At 32.9% G+C, this 23526-nt stretch carries 22 protein-coding genes; 7 read left to right on the top strand and 15 right to left on the bottom strand.

Annotation, left to right across the window (positions count from 1 at the left end):
• Positions 1-670: 670 nt before the first annotated feature.
• The 5 genes from BM319_RS21855 to BM319_RS21835 all read right to left on the bottom strand — a co-directional run bounded on the left by BM319_RS21855 (position 671) and on the right by BM319_RS21835 (position 6353).
• Complete coding sequence (locus tag BM319_RS21855) at positions 671-1729, bottom strand: anti-sigma factor domain-containing protein (RefSeq protein WP_091024678.1); 1059 nt, start codon at positions 1727-1729, stop codon at positions 671-673.
• A gap of 2 nt (positions 1730-1731) precedes the next feature.
• Positions 1732-2460 (bottom strand): RNA polymerase sigma-I factor, encoded by a 729-nt coding sequence (sigI, locus tag BM319_RS21850; protein WP_286143876.1) that lies wholly within the window; start codon positions 2458-2460, stop codon positions 1732-1734.
• 183 nt (positions 2461-2643) lie between these two features.
• On the bottom strand, positions 2644-3984 hold the full coding sequence (locus BM319_RS21845; protein WP_069033710.1) for a DUF5667 domain-containing protein: 1341 nt from the start codon (positions 3982-3984) through the stop codon (positions 2644-2646).
• 264 nt (positions 3985-4248) lie between these two features.
• Positions 4249-5919, bottom strand: coding sequence for an arginine--tRNA ligase (gene argS / locus BM319_RS21840; RefSeq protein WP_069033709.1), 1671 nt, complete (start codon positions 5917-5919; stop codon positions 4249-4251).
• A complete protein-coding gene (locus BM319_RS21835; RefSeq protein ID WP_165346951.1) occupies positions 5916-6353 on the bottom strand; it encodes a YwiB family protein in 438 nt (145 codons plus the stop codon). The genes argS and BM319_RS21835 overlap by 4 nt, the downstream gene beginning before the upstream one ends.
• 270 nt (positions 6354-6623) lie before the next feature.
• Between BM319_RS21835 and BM319_RS21830 the strand changes: the two genes are divergently transcribed.
• A complete protein-coding gene (locus tag BM319_RS21830; protein WP_069033707.1) occupies positions 6624-6878 on the top strand; it encodes a hypothetical protein in 255 nt (84 codons plus the stop codon).
• A 141-nt stretch (positions 6879-7019) separates the two neighbouring features.
• Here the strand turns inward: BM319_RS21830 and BM319_RS21825 are convergent, their stop codons facing one another.
• The 5 genes from BM319_RS21825 to speE form a co-directional block, all read right to left on the bottom strand.
• Entirely contained in the window at positions 7020-8246 is a 1227-nt protein-coding gene (locus BM319_RS21825) for an MFS transporter (RefSeq protein ID WP_091024676.1), read from the bottom strand.
• A gap of 23 nt (positions 8247-8269) precedes the next feature.
• A complete protein-coding gene (locus tag BM319_RS21820) occupies positions 8270-8692 on the bottom strand; it encodes a MerR family transcriptional regulator (RefSeq protein WP_175403484.1) in 423 nt (140 codons plus the stop codon).
• Between the two features lie 777 nt (positions 8693-9469).
• A complete protein-coding gene (locus tag BM319_RS21815; RefSeq protein ID WP_175495670.1) occupies positions 9470-10591 on the bottom strand; it encodes a PepSY-associated TM helix domain-containing protein in 1122 nt (373 codons plus the stop codon).
• 190 nt (positions 10592-10781) lie between these two features.
• The gene (gene speB / locus BM319_RS21810; RefSeq protein WP_069033703.1) at positions 10782-11654 is read right to left on the bottom strand and encodes an agmatinase; all 873 of its coding nucleotides are present in this window, start codon (positions 11652-11654) and stop codon (positions 10782-10784) included.
• Positions 11655-11666: 12 nt separating this feature from the next.
• Complete coding sequence (gene speE, locus BM319_RS21805) at positions 11667-12494, bottom strand: spermidine synthase (protein WP_025671010.1); 828 nt, start codon at positions 12492-12494, stop codon at positions 11667-11669.
• 313 nt (positions 12495-12807) lie between these two features.
• Between speE and BM319_RS21800 the strand changes: the two genes are divergently transcribed.
• Complete coding sequence (locus tag BM319_RS21800) at positions 12808-14826, top strand: transglycosylase domain-containing protein (protein WP_175495669.1); 2019 nt, start codon at positions 12808-12810, stop codon at positions 14824-14826.
• A gap of 155 nt (positions 14827-14981) precedes the next feature.
• On the opposite strand, the gene BM319_RS21795 is transcribed toward BM319_RS21800, so the two are convergent.
• Together BM319_RS21795 and BM319_RS21790 are read right to left on the bottom strand one after the other, a co-directional pair.
• Positions 14982-15494 carry a YwhD family protein gene (locus tag BM319_RS21795; RefSeq protein WP_069033701.1) on the bottom strand — a complete coding sequence of 171 codons (513 nt, stop codon included), beginning with the start codon at positions 15492-15494 and terminating at the stop codon, positions 14982-14984.
• A gap of 10 nt (positions 15495-15504) precedes the next feature.
• Positions 15505-16173, bottom strand: a complete 669-nt coding sequence (locus tag BM319_RS21790) for a site-2 protease family protein (RefSeq protein ID WP_069033700.1) — start codon at positions 16171-16173, stop codon at positions 15505-15507.
• A 163-nt stretch (positions 16174-16336) separates the two neighbouring features.
• Between BM319_RS21790 and thmT the strand changes: the two genes are divergently transcribed.
• A complete protein-coding gene (gene thmT, locus BM319_RS21785; RefSeq protein WP_025671006.1) occupies positions 16337-16522 on the top strand; it encodes a 2-hydroxymuconate tautomerase in 186 nt (61 codons plus the stop codon).
• A 50-nt stretch (positions 16523-16572) separates the two neighbouring features.
• Here thmT and BM319_RS21780 read toward each other — a convergent pair whose 3' ends face one another.
• Both BM319_RS21780 and BM319_RS21775 read right to left on the bottom strand, forming a co-directional pair.
• Positions 16573-17886 carry an HD domain-containing protein gene (locus BM319_RS21780; protein WP_091024670.1) on the bottom strand — a complete coding sequence of 438 codons (1314 nt, stop codon included), beginning with the start codon at positions 17884-17886 and terminating at the stop codon, positions 16573-16575.
• 121 nt (positions 17887-18007) lie between these two features.
• Positions 18008-18235: a YuzB family protein gene (locus BM319_RS21775; protein WP_025671004.1), complete on the bottom strand. Its 228-nt coding sequence runs from the start codon at positions 18233-18235 to the stop codon at positions 18008-18010.
• 219 nt (positions 18236-18454) lie between these two features.
• On the opposite strand from BM319_RS21775, the gene BM319_RS21770 reads away from it, so the two are divergent.
• Together BM319_RS21770 and lipL are read left to right on the top strand one after the other, a co-directional pair.
• A complete protein-coding gene (locus tag BM319_RS21770; RefSeq protein WP_069033832.1) occupies positions 18455-19300 on the top strand; it encodes an RsfA family transcriptional regulator in 846 nt (281 codons plus the stop codon).
• Between the two features lie 359 nt (positions 19301-19659).
• Positions 19660-20505, top strand: coding sequence for an octanoyl-[GcvH]:protein N-octanoyltransferase (gene lipL, locus BM319_RS21760; RefSeq protein WP_091024668.1), 846 nt, complete (start codon positions 19660-19662; stop codon positions 20503-20505).
• Positions 20506-20915: 410 nt separating this feature from the next.
• Here the strand turns inward: lipL and pta are convergent, their stop codons facing one another.
• Positions 20916-21887, bottom strand: a complete 972-nt coding sequence (gene pta, locus BM319_RS21755; protein WP_025569115.1) for a phosphate acetyltransferase — start codon at positions 21885-21887, stop codon at positions 20916-20918.
• A gap of 235 nt (positions 21888-22122) precedes the next feature.
• On the opposite strand from pta, the gene hemQ reads away from it, so the two are divergent.
• A complete protein-coding gene (gene hemQ / locus BM319_RS21750) occupies positions 22123-22869 on the top strand; it encodes a hydrogen peroxide-dependent heme synthase (RefSeq protein ID WP_025569114.1) in 747 nt (248 codons plus the stop codon).
• Positions 22870-23090: 221 nt separating this feature from the next.
• Positions 23091-23519 (top strand): cell wall hydrolase, encoded by a 429-nt coding sequence (locus BM319_RS21745; RefSeq protein WP_025569113.1) that lies wholly within the window; start codon positions 23091-23093, stop codon positions 23517-23519.
• Positions 23520-23526: the final 7 nt, after the last annotated feature.

The raw sequence follows: 23526 nt of genomic DNA, 5'->3' as shown, positions 1-23526 counted from the left end.
CAATTCTGCAACATGTACTTATCAATTTCAATATGAAGGATATTTGAAAGGAAACTTTGTATCCGGTCATGGTAGAGCTACCAATGTATTTATAAAAAATGACCATGGTGTTTGGCTGGTTATTCATGAGCATTTGAGCGGTATTTCCTAAGCCTTTATTCTTTCATGGGATTAGTTAAAAAACAACCTTGTCAGTTAAATTACCAAATTTTCGTAAAAGGAGTAGAGTGATGTTGATTTCCACTACAGGATGCTCGCTTTCCATGGGGCGAGATTCTTTAGCCTCCTCGGCAAGCCTGCGGGGTCTCAGCCTTCCCGCTTATCCCATAGGAGTCGAGCACTATCCGCTCCAATCAACTTAATCATCCAAAAAAGTCTGAAATAAACCCTAATCAAATAGCCTTTACTTAGAGTAACCTAACTGTTATGTAGAAAAACTAATCAACTGAATTTGTTTTTCTAAACATTAGGTCATAATATTTTCAACTTCTGAAAAAAATCATTACTAGTGATTATTGGAGTCAATGAAATTACTCAAACATATTAACATTTAAAACTATTAATTGATCATCCAAAAAATGATAATTTCATCATTAAATAAATGTTCATTTAATGTCTGTTTTCCCTATTGACCATTTTATTTTTCAACACTCTGAAAACACTCAGATTATTAATCTGAGTGTTTTTCATTACCATTTTGCCAGCCATTATTTTTCTCGTTTTTATAACGGTTATTACAGTCATGGCAGCCTTCTTTATTTTCATTTCTTCCTTGATCATTATTACTTCTTCTTAATTCGTGGTCATCTTTATAGTCATTTTTTTTTTTGTCTTGCTGGTTTTCATAGTTATTATGTTGTTTCTTTTGATTTTGCTTCGATGATTCATGGTGTTCGCCTTGATTTTTATGATTCCATTGACGCTGCTTATTTCCCCAGTGCTCATCTTGATGTCTAACATTCTTAACTTCTTCTTTTGAATGACTATTATTAGTATTTTTTTCTTTTTCGATTATAGGTGACTTTAAACTAGAATTATTCTTGTAATTGGTTTCACCTTTTGTCACTTTTGTTGAATTAGAATTTATACTTTTTTCTTGTTTATTTTGATTTAGACTTTGATTTTGAGTTTTAACCTTTGGTTGATTTAATTCCTTAGAGTTTTGGATATTAAAATGATTATTACTATCCTGAATATCCTTCAATTCATGATTTAGCTCACTTTGTTTATTTCCAAATTCTTTTCTCATCTCACCAGTTAATTTAATTGTTTCATCTGGTTCAATTACTTTAGATTTCTCCATTTCATCAACTAAATCATCCATAACTAAATGTAGTGGCTCATTTTTCCAGTTATCCATTTTATCGATCAATTGTTTACCTTGGTTATTGTGACCTTTTAATGCAATAACCTTTAACTGTTTGTCCAATATTAAAGATACCTTTGCTTCTGAATCAATTGTAACCTTTCCTGCTGCCAATGCTTCATTGTTGTTCAAATTTACAAATATAAAAGAAAAAAGAATTAATCCACTCGCAATTACGACAGGTATCAATTTAGGGATGCTCAATTTCATTTTTTTATTTAAAATGATTGCATTGTTGGGGAACTGAATTTCTTCACCGATCGAATAAGATGACAATAATTTTTTACATTTTAAGTATTCTCCGTTAGCTGTTAGTACAACCACGGAAGAATGATTCACTTTTAATACAATACCATTGTTCATCTTCAGTTCCCCCTTTTTAAATAGTTTTTTAAATAAATATACTCATTGACGATAATGATACTCATGGCAATTATATATTTTCTATGTTTTTCTAGCGATTTTCGACTTATATTAACTTTAGTTTCAAGTTTTTTCATCGGTAATTTTTTCTTTTTATATAGAAAAGTTAACATTTCTTCATCAGATGTAACAAGGTCTACAACTGAAAAAATATGCTCCCTTGTATCTTCATGTTTAGGCGAAACCTCTACTAAAGTTTCTAATGAAATTCCAAATTGTTTTAGCATCTCACTGAAATGAATAATTTCTTCTTTACGGTTTACTTCATCAAAGTTTTTTATATAAGAGCTATACACATGGTCATCATATTGTTTATGTATATCATCTGAACCGTTTTGTTCTGAGGTCAACGATTGGTATTTAGATTCCTTCCTAAAGAAATCGATTAATTCTCGTTTTATGATCAATTTAGCAAAAGATAGAAATGAAGCACCTTTTTTATATGAATATAGTTTAATGGCTTCATGAAATGCATTTAAACCGATACTAAATTCATCTTCTTGATTAGTAATATATCTTCCACAAATAGTGGAAACAGTTTTGTTAATAAAAGGAGTATATTGAACTATAAAATCATCTAGTTCTTTTGATGAAGACTGTTGTATTGTTAATACAATATCTTCAATTTTTTCTTTTCTTTTATAAAGCGTCTGAAAAATTGTAAGTAACAAGACCCGATCTCCTTTCAAAAGAGGATTGCTTAGCCATTAAAACTTAATGGCGCCTCCACTCATTATATAATCAAATGAATGTATGAGGCACCATTTTAATTTAATCAGTTAAACTTAAGCATATCGCATCTTATGAAATGTTTCATATGATTTTATTGAAAGGTCAATGGAAATAATTACTTATTAATGTTTACCATGTCCATTTCCATGGTTTTCACCTTGGTTATTTGAATTATCATTTTTTTTCCACTCTTGCTTTTCATTTCCCTTATGGTTTCCACGATTTTCATGTTCACCTTGATTTCTATGGCTTGTACCATTTTCGTGTTTTACTTCATGTCTTACTTCATGTTTTACTACATGTTTTTCTTCATGTTTTTCTTCTTTTTCAACTTTTACCTTTTTTACTTTAACTGGTTTTACTTCTTTTGACTTATGTTGATGTTCTTCCTTATGCTCTACTGTTACAGGTTTTGTAGCAACTTTTGCTGCATCATCTTTATCATCATTTTCACCTTGAACATCTTCATTAACATTTTTCACGTCTGTGTCATTTACGTCTTCAATTTTAGTCACTGTTGTAATAACTTCTGGTGTAGTTGACTGATCTGTAGTTGAATCAGGGTATTGAACTGTAATAACTGGTTTTAGAGCAGTTGAATCCTGTTCTGTATGCTTTAAGACTTTCTCTAATCTTTCAGAAATTTTGTTAAAGCTCTTTTCTATATTTTTAGCAATCGCAGCTTTTGCTTTTGGATTTTTAACTTGATCTAAAACATTTGCTAAAACAAGTAAATTGTTATTTAAATGGTGTTGAATTTTTGCAATTTCTTTTTGCTCTTTTGTTAATTTTTGTTTTTCATGTTTTTCAACATGTTCTTTTTCTGTTTCAGCTTTTTCTTGATCTTCTTTATCTGAATCTTGTTTGTCTGTCTCAGCTTTTTCTTGATCTTCTTTTTCTACTTCTTGTTTGTCAGTATCTTGTTTGTCTGTCTCAACTTTTTCTGTGTCTTCTTTTTCTACTTCTTGTTTGTCAGTATCTTGTTTGTCAGTCTCAACTTTTTCTGTATCTTCTTTTTCTACTTCAGTTGAATCTACTGCCGGGTTCGTAGTAACAGTACCTTCTGTTGTTGTTTCTGAAGTCGTTGGCTCAGAAACAGCTGGAAGTTTACCATCAAGTTGACCTTGAGCAGTATCCATTTGACTTAAAGCTTCTTTTAATGTTTCTTTTGCTAAATCTTCTTTGCCTTCTTTAATTAGTTCTCTTGCTTCATGAATGCGCTCTTGAGCAAATTGTGCTAAAAGTTCTGCTTCTTTCACTTTGTCTGTTGTTAGTAACAGTTGAATTTTTTCTACTGTTGTTTTTACAAAATAGAAGAAATCGCCCTTAACTAATGCAGGTGCTTCTTCCTTTTGGTCAGTAGGTGAAACTGTATCATTTTCTGCAGCAAGTACAGAACTAGAGAATCCTAACTGAGATAATAATAATGCTGTTGCTGTTGTATGTACTAATAATTTTTTCATGAATTTTTTCCCCTTTGTAAAAGTTTCTTTATTTATTCTCACTATAACTATTCGCAGAGAATTTCATTTTTTAGGGGGTTCATTTTAAAAAAATTTTAAAAAATTTATAAAAAAATGGTGAAACTTGTTTTCTTTCCCTATTTACCGACAAAGTTGTGCAAAATAACTTACTAAAAAAATACAAAATAATACTTTAGAAATTTGATTAAGTTTTAAAAAAAGTACCATACCCTAAATTAGGGCATGGTACTTTTAATTTACTATTTACATTTTTTCTGGAGCAGAAACTCCAACTAAAGCTAATGCATTTTGTAGAGTAACTTGCACCGCCTTCATTAAAGCTAGTCTAGCTTTTGTCTTTTCAACATTTTCAGCATCTAAAACTTTTTCTGCATTATAGAAGCTGTGGAATGTACCCGCTAATTCAAATACATAGTTTGTAATATGATGAGGAGTACGTTTTGAAGCAGCTAATGAAACCGCTGCTGGGAATTCTCCTAATTTCTTTAATAACTCATATTCTTTTTCAGACGAAACAAGGCTGTAATCTGCTTCTCCATTGTAAACAATACCCATTTCTTCTCCTTGACGAAGAATACTACAAACACGAGCGTGAGCGTATTGTGAATAATACACAGGGTTTTCATTTGATTTAGAAACAGCTAAGTCCATATCAAAGTCTAAATGTGAGTCACAACCGCGCATTGCAAAGAAGTAACGAGTTGCATCAGTACCTACTTCTTCCATTAAATCACGTAATGTTACAGCTTTACCTGTACGTTTACTCATTTTAACTTTTTCACCATCTTGATATAACTGAACCATTTGGATAATTTCTACTTCAAGCGTATCAGCATTATATCCTAAAGCTTGAATTGCTGCTTTCATTCGAGGAATGTATCCGTGATGGTCAGCCCCAAGAATATCAATTAATTTATCAGCACCACGACTAAGCTTGTCTCGGTGGTAAGCGATATCCGGAGTTAAATAAGTATAAGAACCATCGCTTTTAATTAGTACACGGTTTTTGTCGTCACCATATGTTGTAGAACGGAACCAAGTCGCTCCTTCTTCTTCATATGTTTCACCACGTTGTTTTAAATCATCAAGAGCCTCTAAAACTTTGCCATTTTGATATAATGAAGTTTCTGAATACCATACATCAAAATCTACTCTGAAATTACGTAGATCTCGTTGTAGTTTTTCCATTTCTAATTTTAAACCGTACTCGCGGAAGAACTTGTAACGAGCCTCTTCTGGTTCATTCACATAACGGTCACCGAATTCAGCAGCTAAAGTTTTACCGATCTCAATAATGTCTGAGCCATGATAGCCATCTGCTGGCATTTCTTTATCCATTCCAAGTGCTTGCATATAACGAGCTTCAACCGAAAATGTTAAATTATTAATTTGGTTTCCAGCATCATTAATATAATATTCACGAGTTACTTCATAACCTGCTTTATCTAAAATATTGCATAATGAATCTCCAAATGCAGCCCCACGAGCATGACCTAAATGTAAATCTCCAGTCGGATTTGCTGAAACAAACTCAACTAAAATCTTTTCACCGTTACCAAAGTTTGTTTGGCCATATTCATTTCCCGATTTAATAATCGTTGGAATTAAATCAGTAAGATAACTATTATCCATATAAAAATTAATGAACCCTGGTCCAGCAATTTCTACTTTTTTAATGCTTGCTTTACTTTGGTCAAAAGAATTAATTAACTCCTCTGCAATCATTCTAGGAGCCTTTTTAGCAACACGTGCTAATTGCATTGCCATATTTGTTGAAAAATCTCCGTGGGCTTTATCTTTTGGTGATTCTAATACGACTTGTGGTAATTGTTCCTCCGTTGCTAATCCTGCTTTTAATACCGCAGCTTCGATTTCATTTTTCAAACGACTTTTCACTTGTTCTAATGTATTCATATCGTTGCCTCCTTAATTGATACTGTAATGTTATATGACCCAGCATTTTCATCTCCTACAAACAACTTATATCCTAATTGAAGTACCCCTTTTAAAGGTCCTTCAGATACTAGAAATTGCAGTTTTTTTGTATATGCCTTAGTTTGAAATACTCCTAATTCATTTGAGAAAGTACCTTCAGTGGTTTCATTTACTCTGTATTGATGACGCATCATAACTCCACCATTTCGAATAATTGTTACTTCCCCTTTACCTATTTTCATAGTAGCCTTTACTTTTCGGTCCTCGTGATTTTCATCAAATAATAAATATGAAACATCATCTTTTTTATAATATAGGCCATTAGCTTGAAAACTGATTTTATCACGCCCGTGCGGATCTTTTATCAAAGTCTCAAAGTCAATTGAGACAGGTATGCCTTGTTGTCCTTTCACTTTTACACGTCCTTTTCTCCCCATGAACGTAACGAATCACATCCAAAAATCATCTTTTCCCATTTTAGCATAATCTAATAAAAAAAATAAAATAGGTAACAAAAAAAATGTGAAAAATATTCATTAAAATGAACGAAATAATAAGATTATCTCAAAAGGCGATATACTTTAACAAAACATTCTATATACGAAAATGAAGAGGATTTTTGTTTTCAATTGAAAACCATTTGTGAGACAATTAAGAACATACAATCAATAGAAGGAGACTTTATGAAAACAATCGCTCAAAAATCATCAAGTAAATTATTTTTCATCGGACTAGGCATTGGAATCATTTCGTTATCGAGCATTTTTCTCGTTTATTTGTACGCCTTTTTTGTGCCAATCGTAGTGGGACTCATATTATGGTTCATTTTCAAACGAAAAGCGATCATGTTCGGTAGTTTTACATCAGTAATAATTGGATTACTTGCACTCATCGGTTTCATCGTTTATTTAGCAATGTTCGGTCATTTCGGACCATGACAAACAGCTTGTATAGGCTGTTTTTTTGTATTCTCCATAAAACTGATCAATTACATACCACAATTTAAAAAAGCAAAAAACCCGCCAAGAATACATATTCCTAGCGGGCTTTCGCCATATTTCGAGACAACCTCAAAATAATTAATGTGCAGATTCTGCTTTATCAATATGAATTAAATGCTTTTTATTAATAAATAAGAAAAGAACCGATAGTAATACAAAACATCCACCTACATAGAAAGGTACATGTGGATTATACCATTCAGCAAGTTTACCTGCTAAATATGGTGCAATTGCTCCACCAAGGAAACGTAAAAAGCTATATGCAGCTGATGCTGTTGAACGTTCAACTGGAGCTGCTTGCATTACTGCTGTTGTAATTAATGTATTGTTATTTCCTAAAAATGCACCAGCAATTATTACACAAACAATAATTACACTATTCGTATCTGTTCCAATTCCCATAACGATAAGTGTTATAGCAAAAAGTGTTAACATAGCATACATCGATTTAAGTGTACCGAATTTTTTTTGTAATTTTGGCGCCATAAATACAGATGTAATTGCTAATAAAAGTCCCCATCCTAAGAATACAAATCCTAAACCATGTTCCTTTAATCCCATAAAGAATGGTGAGAATGCTAATAATGTAAAGAATCCAAAGTTATATAAAAATGCTGTAATACCTAATGTTAATAATGATCTATGTTTAAGCGCACGGAATGGATCAAGGAACGATGTTTTTTTCGTATTTTGTGTAATAGGTGTTTTTGGCATCATAAAGGATAGAGATAAAAATGCAATTACCATTAAGCAAGCCACACCAAAAAATGGACCTCTCCAAGAAATCGAACCTAATTCTCCACCTAAAAGTGGACCAACTGATATACCTAGACCAATCGCAGTTTCGTATAAAATAATTGATTGCGCAACACCTGATCTAGATAATGAAACAATTGCAGATAATGCAGTCGCAACGAATAACGCGTTACCTAGACCCCAACCTCCACGTAACCATACTAATTCCCATATACTGCTTGAATTTCCTCCAAGACCAGAGAAGACTGCAATAATTAGAATACCTAAAAGTAGTGTCCACTTAATTCCAATACGTGAGGAGATAAAACCTGTTATTAACATCGCGAATGCCATTACTAAATTATAACTTGTAAAAAGAAGCGTTACGTCACTTTTAGAAGCATGCATCTTTTCAGCAATTGCTGGTAAGATTGGATCAACTAATCCAATTCCCATGAATGCGATAATACAAGCAAAACCAACAGCCCATATAGCTTTTGGCTGATTCAAAAGACCTGACTTTTGATTTACATTTGTCTTTTGTTTTTTACTATCTGCCAAGTTTGACATATTTCATCCATCTCCCATATTATTTATTGTTCTAATGCTTTTTTCACCCTTTGATACATCTCATTCATTTCATCTCGAATATCGTTCATTTTTTTAAGCTTTTCATCGATCATTTGTAATTGTTGAGCAAGTATTGCTTCCGCTCCTAAAAGTTTTTCTTTTCTTTCATCTTCATTCATCTTTTCCTTATTTTCTCTATATTGCAATCGGAATTCTTCAAACGCCTCACTAATTGCCATATATTCCTGAACCTCCTGCAATGAAAAACCAAGAACATCACGGACATTCATGATTTTCTTTAGACGTTCAATATGCAGATCTGAATAAAGTCGAAATCCTCCTTCACTTCTCTCAGGTGGGGAGATTAAACCAATTTCTTCATAATAACGAATCGATCGCTTTGTTAATCCACATTCTTTTGCTACTTCATCTATCTTATAGAGCAACTCATTACCTCCTTTCGATTTGGATTTAACTTTTATATATCACTAATCTATCTTACTCCTAATGTATCGTTAACGTCAACGTTAACTTTGTGTATTTTTCTATTTTTATCTTTCTACAAAATAGTTGTTTTACTACACATAATCATATTTGTTACTGTTGAAAAATGCGTTTGTTAATTAGTTGAGTTTGATTTCTACAAAAGCCTGTTATGAGTAAGTACTTCTTTGATTTTTGCTATTTTACTTACTCATGAGCCTGTTATGAGTAAGTACTTCTCTGATTTTTGCTGTTTTACTTACTCATGAGCCTGTTATGAGTAAGTATTTCTCTGATTTTTGCTGTTTTACTTACTCATGGGCCTGTTATGAGTAAGTATTTCTCTGATTTTTACTGTTTTACTTACTCATGAGCCTGTTATGAGTAAGTACTTCTCTAATTTTTGCTGTTTTACTTACTCATGAGCCTGTTATGAGTAAGTATTTCTCTGATTTTTATTGTTTTACTTACTCATGAGCCTGTTATGAGTAAGTACTTCTCTGATTTTGCTGTTTTACTTATCCATGAGCCTGTTATGAGTAAGTACTTTTCTGATTTTTGCTGTTTTACTTACTCATGAGCCTGTGATAATTTTTTATATCAAAACGCTGAAGAAATATTATTTGTGCCCGAACAAAAAACCCGAAAGAGATAAATACGTCTTTTGCGCATTTTCTTTCGGGTTCAAAAAAATAATTCAACCGAGATCGTTAAATCATACTTCAATATAAAATTATAGCTTAAGCCGTTTGCTGTAATTTACTCATTTTTTTAACTTTATTCTTTCGCTTTAACGCCCACATTGTAATCCCAGTTATTCCTAAACCGAGTGGAGCTATTCCAACTAAGGCATAAATTATTTTTACGAACACACCACCAAAAGTTCCTCTATGCAAACTTTCTCTCCAAATAAAGAATTTATCATAGGCTGTTTCAGTATTTTTTGAAAAAGTTCCTAAATGCTTTCCAGAAAATTGATCGAAAAATTCGCTTGTATTCCCTTTACCTTCAGGGTCATAACTGCCATCACTTAATTGGGCTTCTATAACACCTTCTTTATCTGCTGGAAGTCTTAACTTGTATAACTCACCTTCCGGGTGTAATTTATTAATTTGGGCAACTATCGTATCTAACCCTATTTGTTGTTTACCATTATCAACTGATTTAAGTTCCTCTGGATAATTCGAGGTAAATTTCAATTTCAAAGATTCTTCAATCTTTTCTTGGAATGGAAATAGCATTCCTGTTATTGCTACTACAAGTAAAAATGGTAAAGTAATAACCCCTACAAAATTATGTAATGATAGATTTTTTGCCATTTGACTTTTATTCCATTTAATTTTTAAGCTTTTAAACATCCGTTTAATACCTGGATACCATAAATATATACCTGTAATAAGAATGATAATAAATGCGATTGCAACGATACCAATAATTGTTTCACCAATTTCATCTAATAATAAATGTGTGTGTAATTCTTTAACAAAAGAAACGATTGATTTCTCCCTATCAAAATTGCCTAATAATTTGCCATTGCTAGGATCAACATATGCTTCAATTTCATTATGTCCTTTTGACATACTTGCGTGATATACATCTGTTAACTTTGAAGGTACATCCATCCTTGAAATTTGAAAACCTTTATAATGTTCAAGGAAAATCTTTTCTGCTTCTTTCACTCCAATATTTCTTTCACTACTTGCAGGCTTAAAATACTGCGGATTTAATATATGTTCAATCTGGTTCCCAAACACTAATACACTACCCGTTGCACAAACAGCAATAATAAAAAGTCCAAAAACTAAGCTGCATACTAAATGTAGAGTTAAAATAAATTTTCTTACCCCTTTTTTCTTTTTCATCTTCTCTTCTCCTATATTTTGATAATAATAATCGTTCTCAATTATAAAGGTAATGATTATCATTATCAATAAGGATTTTACATTTTTTAGTAAATTTTATTTAAGTGGCCTCAATTGTTTCAATTTCAAATTCAATATAAAAAGGCGATTCTCGTCCTGATGAACGAAAAATCGCCTTTTACAAATCTAATTATTTTACCCAACCTAATAAGATTTCACGAATAAATTTACTTGCCGCAACTTGAGTTTGCTCTGCATGATCGTAAACTGGAGCTACTTCTACTAAGTCTGCCCCAACAACGTTAATATCACTGTTTGCGATTGCTAAGATGCTATCAAGCATTTCTTTTGATGTAATACCACCTGCTTCAAGAGTTCCTGTTCCAGGAGCATGTGCAGGATCTAATACATCGATATCAATCGTTACATAAACTGGACGTCCAGCAAGTGTTGGAAGTACTTTCTTTAATGGCTCAAGCACTTCGAATTTGAATAAATTCATTCCAACTTCTTTAGCCCATTCAAATTCTTCCTTCATACCAGAACGGATTCCAAATGAATAAACATTTTTTGGTCCAATTAAATCACAAACTTTTTTAATTGGCGTTGAGTGAGATAATGGCTCACCTTCATATGAATCACGTAAATCAGTGTGAGCATCAAAGTGAATAATAGCTAAATCTGGGTATTTCTTGTACATAGCTTTCATTACTGGCCATGATACAAGATGCTCTCCACCCATTCCTAGAGGAAACTTGCCTTCAGCTAATAAGCCGTCAATATAATCTTCAATCATATCAAGGCTTCTTTGAGCATTACCAAATGGTAATGGAATATCTCCTGCGTCAAAATACTTAACTTCTTCTAGTTCTTTATCTTGATATGGACTATATTCCTCTAATCCAATTGATACTTCACGAATACGCGCAGGACCAAAACGAGAGCCTGGTCTGAAACTTACAGTCCAATCCATAGGCATACCATAAATAACTGCTTTGCTTTCTTCAAAACTTGGATGACTCTTTATAAATACATTTCCAGAATAAGCTTCATCAAAACGCATAATAAAGCCCCCTTATTTAGTAAGATCAGCTACAAATTTTGGTAATACGAACGCTGCTTTGTGTAGCTCTTTAGTATAATATTTTGTCTCAATATCGAAGAAACGATTCTCTTCTACTTCAAGTGGATCATGTTTTTTCGAACCGATTGTAAATGTCCACATTCCACTTGGATATGTTGGAATGTTTGCAATGTATAAACGAGTGATTGGGAAGATTTCTCTTACATCACGTTGAACTTGTGTAATTAACTCAGGAGTAAACCATGGGTTGTCCGTTTGAGCTACAAAAATACCATCTTCTTTTAATGCTTTAGAGATGCCAGCATAGAAGCCTTTTGTAAATAAATTAACTGCAGGACCAACTGGTTCAGTTGAGTCTACCATAATTACATCGTATACATTTTCACTATTTGCAATATGCATAAATCCATCGTCTACTTTTACTTCTACACGTGGGTCTTCTAATTTTCCTGCAATTTCAGGTAAGTATATTTTAGAGTACTCAATTACTTTTCCATCGATTTCAACTAGAGTTGCTTTCTTTACGCTTGGGTGTTTTAATACTTCGCGAATAACACCGCCGTCACCGCCACCTACAACTAATACGTTTTCAGGATTTGGGTGTGTGAATAAAGGTACATGTGCAACCATTTCGTGGTAAACGAACTCATCTTTTTGAGTTGTCATAACCATACCATCTAAAATAAGCATGTTTCCGAACTCTTCTGTCTCTACCATGTCAAGCTTTTGAAACTCAGTTTGCTCTGTATGTAAAGTTTTATTAATTTTAGCAGTAATTCCAAAGTTTTTTGTTTGTTTTTCAGTAAACCATAATTCCATTTAATGCATCTACCCTTCTTTATCAAGATTTAGTTTGAAACATAAGTATCGTTTTGTCGGGGCTGACTAAGGAGCCTCCACTCTTTCGATTATGTTTCGTATTATCCCCACTCTTCCTAATTCCTATCGGATTTGTGTTGTTACGACAATTTTTTGCCGTACAAAAGAAAAGTATAGAGTAATTTTTGTGAAATGCAAGATTTTTAAAGCTAAATTATTTGATATTTTTTACTACAGTAATTTGAATAAAATTTCTCTTAATCTACCATACTAGTATTAAATTAGAGAAATGAATCGAGAGGAGGATACATTTTTGTATAATATCAACTACTCTTACCATTGGCGTACACTTCAAAAGATCGGTATTTTGCTTACGATTATTTCAATTTCAGGTACACTATTTTTATCTTGTGTCTATTTATTTGCTATGACGTCTACAAAACCTTCATTATTTATTGAGTCAAATTCCAGTTATTATGATCACAATCAAAAACTGATTAGTAAAACTAAGCTACTTCAAAATCGTAAAACACTTAAAATTGCAGATGTGCCTCCGATTGCGATCAATAGTATTTTAGTTTCTGAGGATCGTAATTTTTTTCATCATCATGGCTTCGACTTAAAAAGGATGGGTTCTGCTATTTTAATTAATATAACGAAGGGACAATACGCTCAAGGCGGAAGTACAATAACTCAGCAACTTGCAAAAAATTTATATCTTTCACAACAAAAAACGCTTAATCGTAAATTAAAAGAGGCTTATTTAACGATGAGACTTGAATCAGCTTACAGTAAAAATAAAATATTAGAAGCATATTTAAACACCATCTATTTTGGACATGGTATTTATGGTCTAGAAACTGCGGCAAATACCTTCTTAGGAAAAGAGACGAACGAGCTGACAATTGGTGAATCTACATTTTTATTAAGTATTCCGGCCAATCCTTCAAAATATGATCCTTATGTTCATTTTTCATCTGTAAAGAAAAGGCAACAACGAATTTTATCAGCACTTGAACAGAATAAATTAATCAATTCAAAAAGTGTTAAAAATGCAATTGATGAAACGATTAAGTTAAAACCGATTAAACATAATTCAAATTCTTCATTTACGTCCTATTTTCAACAAAGCGTTCAAAAAGAAATTACAGCCTCTATTGGACAATCAATCAATAACAATGGTAGCCAAATTTATACAACATTTAATCCTGCTATTCAAAAGCACATTGATCAAGCATTTGATCAGTATATTAGACCAAAACCTGATTTACAGGCTAGTGTAGTTGTATTAAATAGTCAAACTGGTGAAGTATTAGGGATGACTGGAGGCCGTGAGAAAGGACAGTTTTTATTTAATCGAGCAATAGCATCGAAAAGGCAGGTAGGAAGTACAATAAAACCAATTCTTTATTATAGTGCACTTGAAAATGGATATACCCCATCAACAAGACTTCAAAGTAAGCCTACTATATTTCACTTTGAAAATGGAGATTCATATAGTCCCAAAAATAGTGGCAATCTATACGCACATGGTTCAATTACACTAGCTAAAGCTATTGCTGTTTCAGACAATATATATGCTGTAAAAACCCAGCAGGCAGTTGGTGCTGATGAATTTATTAAAGCACAGAAGTTATTCCATTTAACCACACCAAATAATAATCTACCTTCAATGGCACTCGGCACTCAAGATGCTTCATTGCTCGATATGACAAGAGCTTATGCTTTAATTGCAAATAATGGTAAAGAAGTTATTCCTCATTTCGTAAAAGAGATTAAAACTCAAACCGGAAAGACGCTCTATAAAGAAAAGTTTGATGAAAAACAAAGATTAGATAAAGATCAAACCATTATTCTTAAACAACTAATGAATGGCATGTTCAATACAAGTTTTTCAAGCTACTTGCCAGTAACAGGTACTAGTATTATTCCTGAACTATCAAAAGATTATTATGGTAAAACTGGCACTACAAAAACGGACAGCTGGATGATTGGATTCCATTCAAATCTTATTGTTGGAGTATGGGTAGGTTATGATCATTCAAAAAATTTAACCGTAGAGGAAAGTTCACTGTCGAAGAAGGTATGGGCATCAGTTATGACAAATTTATTGGATAAAAATATAGACACTAAACTACCTAATGACCTAGTTAAAGTTGCTGTAGATGAAAAGACTGGTCTTTTGTTTAAGGAAGGCTGCGGCGATAAGGTTTCACTTTATTTTCGTAAAGGGACACAACCAACAAAGCCTTGTATGAATAAAAAAATAAACCAAAAACATAAAAAGGAAAATAAAGACAGTAAGCCTTGGTATTCACAATATTTACTTTAAAAACAAAAGACCTCACCAAATTGGTAAGGTCTTTTGTTTGTCCTAGTCCTAGCTTTGTCCAAGCTATTATTAGTTTACTTTATTTAGTCTTAAATGTAAAAAGATTATTCGACGATTTCTTCAAATTTTTTATATAATTTACCAGAAAAAGTATACTATCCTAAAAGTTCAGTTTTTAATTGTTCAGATGAATTATTCCACATCTCTTCATTGTGCGATTTTAAGAAATTGGCTAATAATTTACGAGACTTTTCATCCATCTGTTCAACAATTATTTTACGTTTCATCGCTCTATCCATTTTATTTACATGGTCAGGAAGAAGCTTATATCCCCTTCTAGCTTCGCGATCAACAGTCATGTAGCAACCTGTTACCCCAGCATAATAAGGACCGTTTTCAGTTCGCTCAGTTGCGACCCATACTAACCAATAAGGTTTTCCATTAGGAACTTCATCCTCATTCGTTAAAAACTTGATCCCCTTTTCAACTGAACTTCTTGCGTGCATTGCACCGATATCTACAAAAACATCATTCTCTTGTATATCAATAAAGACTGGAGAAATATTTTCTAAACTAATTGCTCCAACACCAAATCCGCCATGCCCACTTGTTGAATCATTTTTTAATATATTAAAACCTAGTGATTTCTTTTTTGGTTGATCAGACATTGTACCCCTCCTAAAAAATTAATGGTGTAACGATTGAATTAATCCAGTGGAAAACTGAAGGTATAGCAACCTGGAAAATTGGTTGAATTGTATAGTTATCTAATGGAGTTAATACTAAAACTAAAAATACAAATGCTCCATATTGCTCATATTGTGACATTTTTGCACGAAGATCATTAGGAGCTAAATCCTCTAAAATTCGATATCCATCTAGTGGTGGAAGAGGAATTAAGTTAAATACAAATAATACTATATTCATTTGAATGAAAATATTAAAAAAAGAATCTAAAGTAAGTGATAGTGCTTGTGGGAAAGAATGAAAAAATCCGTACTTATATAATAGTGAATAAGCGATTAAACCTAGCGTCGCCAGAATTAGATTACTAATCGGCCCCGCTGCAGTGGTTAAGATTCCTGCTAATCTCGGATGTTTAAAGTTATGTCGATTTACAGGAACTGGTCTTGCCCAACCAAAGCCTAAAATAATTATCGCAATTGTACCGAAAATATCTAAATGTCTAAATGGAGAAAGCGTTAATCTGCCTTGTCTTTTTGCCGTGTCATCTCCAAATTTATAAGCTACATAAGCGTGCGCGAATTCGTGAACTGATAACGAAATTGCAACAACTAATAATATTAATGGTATATCTTTTAATGGATATTGAAAAAATGATCCCATTCTTTGCTCCTTTCGAGAAAAATTGCTTTTTATAAAATTTAACGGTTAATTTATTAATAGTTTAATTTATTCTTTATGATTTCTTCAATGTTAATCGATTTAATCGTTATTATTCTGACTTCCTGAGTTATAATAAAAATGATAAAACGAAGGAGGTCATAATATGCCATACGTTACAGTAAAAATGCTCGAAGGTCGCACTGAAGAACAAAAGAAAGCATTAGTTGAAAAAGTTACTGATGCTGTAAGTGAAACAACAGGTGCTCCAACTGAAAAGATTGTTGTTTTCATTGAAGAAATGACAAAAAACCATTATGCAGTTGCAGGTAAACGCCTTAGTGACGAATAGAATTCCTTACATACATCAACAGTAAACGGAATAACTTCCGTTTACTGTTTTTATCTTCTTTTAGCCCCTGCTATTTCTTCAATCATTTCGATTACTTTCTTTTTCTTTTCATCAGGATTATTATAAATTAAATCATGAGGAAAATATAACTTAGAATCGAATAACTTTTTACCAGTTATTCCATCTACTAGCTCTGATTTACGCGAAATTTCTTTCAAATCACCGTTCGTTTGCAATAGTAAAATCGGCTTCTTTCCACCTTCTTCACCATATCTAAAATAATCATAAGCTTCGTCAGAAATTGTATCGATGACTAAATAGTATTCCGGGTCTATCTCTATTTCTAAAAATAACTCTTTTAATTCAGCAAACTTTTCAGTATGTTTTTGTGTATCAAAGTCTACATATTGAAATAATTTCCTATTTAAGAACCGTTGACATAGATCACTCAAGATTTGGTCAGATTCCTCCTGCCATACTTGGAAATAATACAAAAGAACTGATTCATCTAATTTGATATATTCATCTAAATCAACTTTTCCCTCAAATAAATGACCAAAATGCACTGGTACATAATTAAAATGGTAACCTGTTTCATGCAAATATTTAGCCCTTTGTAATATTTTTTGTAAAATGGCTTCCGCGCTCCTAGACACTGGATGAAAATAAACTTGCCAGTACATCTGGAATCGACTAATTAAGTAGTGCTCAACAGCATGCATACCTGATTGTTTAATAACGACACCATCAGGTCGAGGGCGCATAATTCTCAAAATTCGTTCCATATCAAAATTGCCGTAACTTACGCCAGTGTAGTAAGCATCTCTAAGGAGATAATCCATTCGATCTGCATCGATTTGGCTTGAAATCATACTTGTAACTAACTTATTCACCGATGTTTTCTCAATCACTTCTGATACTTTCTTAGGAAAGTCATCCCCAACTTTTCTTAGGATTTCATTAATTTCTGTTGAACCCTCTATAATTTCTCTCGTTAATTCTTCATGATCTAAATTAAATATCTTCTCAAATGTATGCGAAAAAGGACCATGACCAACATCATGTAATAATCCAGCACAAAGAGCTAATAAGCGATCATCATCATTCCATTCAGGACGACCAGAAAAAACATCATCTACCATACGTCTTATAATTTCATAAACGCCAAGCGAGTGAGTAAATCGACTATGCTCAGCTCCATGAAACGTCAGATATGTAGTACCCAGCTGTTTAATTCTGCGTAGTCTCTGAAATTCTTTCGTACCTATTAAATCCCAAATAACTTGATCTCTTACGTGAATATAACGATGTACAGGATCTTTAAATACTTTTTCCTCATAAAGCTTTTGGAAACGATATGACATATCTTGGCCCCCTTTCAATATGTATACTAATTCTTTATATGCTAATGGGTTTACTTTCTGAACAGGACTCTTCTATCTTTACTATTATATCAAAAAAACGCTCCTAAAGATGAAGGAGCGTTTAATTCTTACCTAGTTTTGACTTTATCTTTACAAGTAGATCATCTTCGTTTGGTGCAGATAAGGGACGATTGTTTACGAAACAAAATGATTTTTTACGTCCTGGCCCACAGTAAGATTGACAACCAATTTTAATCTCTGCTTCATCATCTATTCTTTTTAAGCGAGGGACTAATGTTTTAATATTTGTCGCCTGGCAGTCATCACATATTCTAAATTCATTTGACATTTTTTTACAATCCTTTCTGTTCTAAATTGAACATACTCAGCAGTAATTTTACTCGTTCCAAAAAGGACATGCAAGTTTTCCAATTAAATCACTCCAAATAGTATTCTACTATTTTCTATTTTTTGTATAGTTTTCTATTTTTTTGTCCAAACTTCTATTAATCAGCTAGTTATTAAATCGATTAATTGAATAAAAGAAAGTTGAGGGGAAATTCCTATGATGAAATTAAGACAGGATGCTTGGACTGAAGAAAATGATTTACTTTTAGCGGAAACCGTTTTACGTCATGTACGAGAAGGTAGTACCCAATTAAATGCCTTTGAAGAAGTAGGCGATGTTTTAGAACGCACTTCGGCCGCATGTGGTTTTCGTTGGAATGCCGTTGTTCGCTATAATTATGAAAAAGCACTTCAATTAGCAAAGAAATTCCGTAAAGAAAAGCTTCGACACGCTAAAGGTGAAGATGCTAAGAAAAAATTATTATATACACCTTCTGAATCTAGTTATATACAAACAGATGTATCTAGTAATTTTGATCGTTATTTAAATGATGAACAAGATTTAGAGTATGGTGTTGAACTCGATCAAGAATTTGCATCCTTTGTGGAAACTGATAATGAAAATGATGCAAGCGTAGAAGTAACGCATAACGAGGAACCAACGACTGAGATATTTTCAAGTATACCTTCCGTTCAAAATCAGTATCAATCACAGACTCCACCACCAGCACCACCAATGAATACAAGAAAAAGTTCAATTACAATGTTTGATGTCATCCAGTTCTTACAAGGTCTCTCAAGCAGTCAGATTGGTAGCGATCGTTTAGTCCGTGAAAATGATCAACTAAAAAGAGAGCTTATGCAATTACAGGAACGAAATTCACAATTACAGAGACAAGTAGAAAAGCTTGAAAAAGATGCTACTACTGTTCAAGAAGACTATGAAACAATGATGAAAATAATGAACCGTGCTAGAAAATTAGTATTATTTGAAGAGGAAGAGAAACCAGCGGCAACATCCTTTAGAATGGATAAAAACGGAAATTTAGAAAAAATTGCAGAATAACATTGTCATTTATAAGATAGAGGAACTAAATCTTAATATTGATTTGGTTCCTCTATTTTAATGCATACTAAATTTGATAATCCCGCTACAATCTATTAATTTCCTAAAAATGATTTTTTAAAGAATGCTAGCTGTTTTTCAAGTGTAACTGGTTCACTGAACGAAGCGCCATTGCCAAGCATTTCATATACACGATTATTTTTTACAGCTGGGATAGATTTATATGTACTTGTTTTCTGGAATAATATATCTGCGTATTTACTTTAAATAATGAAATCTCCTGAATATGAAGTTTTTTTATTTAGTTTAAAATCATGCTAAAATAGGAAAACAAACGCAAAACGCAAGGGGCTTATTTAATGAATCAACATTTGAATCGGTTACAAACAGATGAAATACGTTTTATAGACGGCTCAACTTTAGGGCCATCCTTTGAGGCGATCCAATCTTTTGCACTAGATGACACATTATGTACAAAAATTGGGAAAATGGAGTCTCCTACAACAATTCGAACTTGGGTACACCACAACACAATAGTTCTAGGAATACAAGATACTAGACTACCGAATCTAACAAATGGGGTTAAATTTCTTAATGACCATGGATACAAAGCAATCGTACGAAATTCAGGTGGGCTAGCTGTTGTTTTAGATGAAGGTGTTCTAAATATATCGATCCTCTTTCCAGAGGCTGAACATAAACTGCAAATTAATGATGGTTATGAAACGATGTATGCACTAATTCAAGATATGTTTAAGGATTTAACAGATAAAATAGTGGCAAAAGAAATAGTAGGATCATATTGTCCAGGAGATTTTGATTTAAGTATTGATGACAAGAAATTTGCGGGTATCTCTCAACGTAGGATACGTAAAGGGGTTGCTGTTCAAATTTATTTATGCATTAACGAAAGTGGTTCAAAACGTGCTTCTATTATTAAAGATTTTTATGAAATTGCGATTGATCACAAAGAAACTTCATTTAAATATCCTACAATTATACCTGATACAATGGCATCTCTTTCCGAACTACTATCATTAAATCTAACAGTGACGGATGTAATGACAAGACTACTTCAATCATTAATTAAATTAACTCCAAAATTAACACCTAACTCCTTACTTGATGATGAAATAGAATTATATAATTATCATTTGCAACGAATGATTGATCGTAATTCGGATATAAGTTCTATGCAAGACTGATAAGAACAAAAGAACTCTTTAAAATGAAAAACCAAAAGGGAATTGAATCTTCCTTTTGGTTCATGCTGCTGAAAAAGGACTTTGTCAATTAATTTTATCACTGATAAATAAGTTGTGTGGTATGATTTCCACTACAGTTTGCTCGCTTTCCATGGGGCGAGATTCTTTAGCCTCCTCGGCCAGCCTGTGGGGTCTTTAGCCTTCCCGCTAATCCCATAGGAGTCGTGCACCCTTTCGTTCCAATCAACTTCTTAATAAAAAAGGATTATCCATCACTGAATATTCCTTTTGGTTTTTTGTTAAAATCAGGTTGCATCAATAAGTAAACCAATTTCTCAAGGTGTTCCATAAAAAAGAGTGCTCATAAGTTCATTGACTTAAGAGCACTCTTTTTACTTAATCTGCCCTAATTATAGTGCTTGAGCAGCTGTGATGATTGATAATTTATAAACGTCTTCACTGTTACAACCACGAGATAAGTCATTAACAGGCATATTTAAGCCTTGTAGGATTGGTCCGATTGCTTCAAAGTTACCTAAACGTTGAGCAATTTTGTAACCAATGTTACCTGCTTCTAAGCTTGGGAATACGAATGTATTCGCATCACCTTGAATAACTGAATCAGGAGCTTTGCTTTTTGCAACAGATGGTACAAATGCTGCATCAAATTGGAACTCGCCATCTAAAGTTAATTCAGGCGCAAGCTCTTTTGCAATTTTAACTGCTTCTGCAACCTTTTCAGTTTCAGGCGATTTTGCAGATCCTTTAGTTGAAAAGCTTAACATTGCGATTTTAGGTTCAATGTCAAATAGTTTAGCTGTTTTTGCACTTTCAATAGCAATTTCAGCTAAATCTTGGCTATTTGGAGCAATATTAATCGCACAATCTGCGAATACGTATTTCTCATCCTCACGAACCATGATAAATACTCCAGATGTTTTTGTAACGCCTGGTTTTGTTTTAATGATTTGAAGCGCTGGTCGTACTGTATCTGCAGTTGAATGTGTAGCACCACTAACTAATCCTTGAGCTTTGTTTGCATATACTAACATTGTTCCAAAGTAGTTTGGATCTAATAATGCTTTACGAGCTTGCTCTTCAGTTGCTTTTCCTTTACGGCGTTCAACAAATGATGCAACTAGTTGCTCCATTTCTCCATAAGTAGATGGGTCTAAAATTTCTACTCCTTGAAGTTCTAAACCTAAGCTATTTGCTTTTTCTTTTACGTTTTCTACGTTACCTATTAAAATCGGTTTTAATACATCTTCTTTCGCAAGTCTGTCAGCAGCTGTTAAAATTCTCTCATCTGTACCTTCTGGTAAAACGATTGAAATACCTTTACCTGATACTTTTTGTTTAATGCTTTCAAATAAGTTGCTCATAATTGCCTCCAAAATCTTTAAAATTATTTTATTTGTACATAATTAGAATAAAACCTTTTTAGAGTAATGAAAAATATAATATATTTAATAAAGCGCTATCATTTAAAGTAAATTAATTCCTAATTTTCTAACTAAATTTGGATATTGTATAATTTTGTATGTTTTTACAAAATACTTTTATTTGTAGTATGCTATATAAATGAAAATCAATACGATAACGTTTGGGGGATTTAAAATGAGTGAAGCTGCAAAAACTTTAGATGGCTGGTATTGTTTACATGATTTTAGAAGTATGGATTGGCATGCTTTTAAACAATTAAGTAGTGATGAGCGTCAACTGGCGATTACAGAGTTCCAACAAGTTTTCTCAAAATGGAATCAAGTTGCTGATTCTGGTGAAGGTAGCCATGCTATTTACAATATTTTAGGTCAAAAAGCAGACATTATGTTTATGGTTTTAAGACCTACAATGGATGAGTTATTACATATTGAAACAGAAATTAATAAAACTACATTATCTCAGTATATGATTCCAACTTATTCATACGTTTCTGTAGTTGAATTAAGTAATTACTTAAGCGAAGAAGATGGCGATCCATATCAAAATCCGCATGTTCGCGCTAGACTTTACCCTGCTTTACCAAAATCTCAATACGTATGCTTCTATCCAATGGATAAAAAGCGTGAAGGCGAAGATAATTGGTATATGCTTCCTTCAGCTGCTCGTAAAGAAATGATGTACAGCCACGGAAAAATTGGTCGTGGTTACGCTGGTAAAGTTAAACAAATTATTACTGGTTCTGTAGGATTTGATGATTATGAATGGGGCGTTACTTTATTCGCAGAAGACGTACTTCAATTCAAAAAATTAATTTATGAAATGCGTTTTGATGAAGTAAGTGCTCGTTACGGAGTATTTGGTTCATTCTTTGTTGGAACAATCCTAAAAGAAGATGCATTCTCAAAATATCTTTACGTTTAATTGAATACTTAAGGGTATCCACTTAATACAAAAAATCATAGTATATAAATTAAAAGACTTCTCTTTTTTGAGAAGTTTTTTTATTTTCCTGTTGGAAAAGATGTCATATGTTTCTTTCAATTTTAATATAGTTACAGTAGTGAACGAACTAATTAGTCCTCGCTTTCCGATCACCAATGGGATTCATGCAGAATATTTAATTCGGATGAGGAGGCTTTTTTATGGCTGTAATTCGTTATACTGACGCTGAGGTTGCTTTGCTTGCTAGATTAATGCGTGCTGAAGCTGAAGGCGAAGGTGTAGAAGGTATGTTAATGGTTGGAAATGTATGTGTTAATAGGGTTTTATGTGATTGCTTAGATTTTAGAGACATTCGAAGTATAAAAGATATGGTTTATCAGAATCCAGGTGGATTCGAAGCTGTTCAAAAATCTTACTTTTATCAACGTGCCAGAGACCAAGATATTGAGTTATCTAGAAAAGTAATAGCTGGACAGCGTTTTTGGCCAGCAACTTATGGCCTATGGTTCTTCAGACCTGCAGGTTCATGCCCAGGAACTTGGTTTAACCAAAAACTAGCAGGGAGATTTAAGTCGCATTGCTTTTATCAACCAACTGCTCAAGATTGTCCGAAAGTTTACAGTGTTTAATTTGATT

The organism is Bacillus sp. UNCCL81 (assembly GCF_900112535.1).
GTDB classification, from domain to species: Bacteria; Bacillota; Bacilli; order Bacillales; family Bacillaceae_G; genus Gottfriedia; species Gottfriedia luciferensis_B.
The sequence above is the reverse complement of the archived record's forward strand: the minus strand, read 5'-3'. Positions and strand labels throughout refer to the sequence as shown.

Bases quoted from the DNA above. Each gene is read 5' to 3' on its own strand.
- BM319_RS21745 (WP_025569113.1), top strand. From the start codon at position 23,091: ATGGCTGTAATTCGTTATACTGACGCTGAGGTTGCTTTGCTTGCTAGA.
- speE (WP_025671010.1), bottom strand. From the start codon at position 12,494: ATGGAATTATGGTTTACTGAAAAACAAACAAAAAACTTTGGAATTACT.
- BM319_RS21815 (WP_175495670.1), bottom strand. From the start codon at position 10,591: ATGAAAAAGAAAAAAGGGGTAAGAAAATTTATTTTAACTCTACATTTA.
- BM319_RS21855 (WP_091024678.1), bottom strand. From the start codon at position 1,729: ATGAACAATGGTATTGTATTAAAAGTGAATCATTCTTCCGTGGTTGTA.
- BM319_RS21845 (WP_069033710.1), bottom strand. From the start codon at position 3,984: ATGAAAAAATTATTAGTACATACAACAGCAACAGCATTATTATTATCT.
- BM319_RS21770 (WP_069033832.1), top strand. From the start codon at position 18,455: ATGAAATTAAGACAGGATGCTTGGACTGAAGAAAATGATTTACTTTTA.
- BM319_RS21790 (WP_069033700.1), bottom strand. From the start codon at position 16,173: ATGGGATCATTTTTTCAATATCCATTAAAAGATATACCATTAATATTA.
- BM319_RS21780 (WP_091024670.1), bottom strand. From the start codon at position 17,886: ATGTCATATCGTTTCCAAAAGCTTTATGAGGAAAAAGTATTTAAAGAT.
- hemQ (WP_025569114.1), top strand. From the start codon at position 22,123: ATGAGTGAAGCTGCAAAAACTTTAGATGGCTGGTATTGTTTACATGAT.
- thmT (WP_025671006.1), top strand. From the start codon at position 16,337: ATGCCATACGTTACAGTAAAAATGCTCGAAGGTCGCACTGAAGAACAA.
- BM319_RS21795 (WP_069033701.1), bottom strand. From the start codon at position 15,494: ATGTCTGATCAACCAAAAAAGAAATCACTAGGTTTTAATATATTAAAA.
- argS (WP_069033709.1), bottom strand. From the start codon at position 5,919: ATGAATACATTAGAACAAGTGAAAAGTCGTTTGAAAAATGAAATCGAA.
- BM319_RS21830 (WP_069033707.1), top strand. From the start codon at position 6,624: ATGAAAACAATCGCTCAAAAATCATCAAGTAAATTATTTTTCATCGGA.
- pta (WP_025569115.1), bottom strand. From the start codon at position 21,887: ATGAGCAACTTATTTGAAAGCATTAAACAAAAAGTATCAGGTAAAGGT.
- BM319_RS21775 (WP_025671004.1), bottom strand. From the start codon at position 18,235: ATGTCAAATGAATTTAGAATATGTGATGACTGCCAGGCGACAAATATT.
- BM319_RS21825 (WP_091024676.1), bottom strand. From the start codon at position 8,246: ATGTCAAACTTGGCAGATAGTAAAAAACAAAAGACAAATGTAAATCAA.
- speB (WP_069033703.1), bottom strand. From the start codon at position 11,654: ATGCGTTTTGATGAAGCTTATTCTGGAAATGTATTTATAAAGAGTCAT.
- lipL (WP_091024668.1), top strand. From the start codon at position 19,660: ATGAATCAACATTTGAATCGGTTACAAACAGATGAAATACGTTTTATA.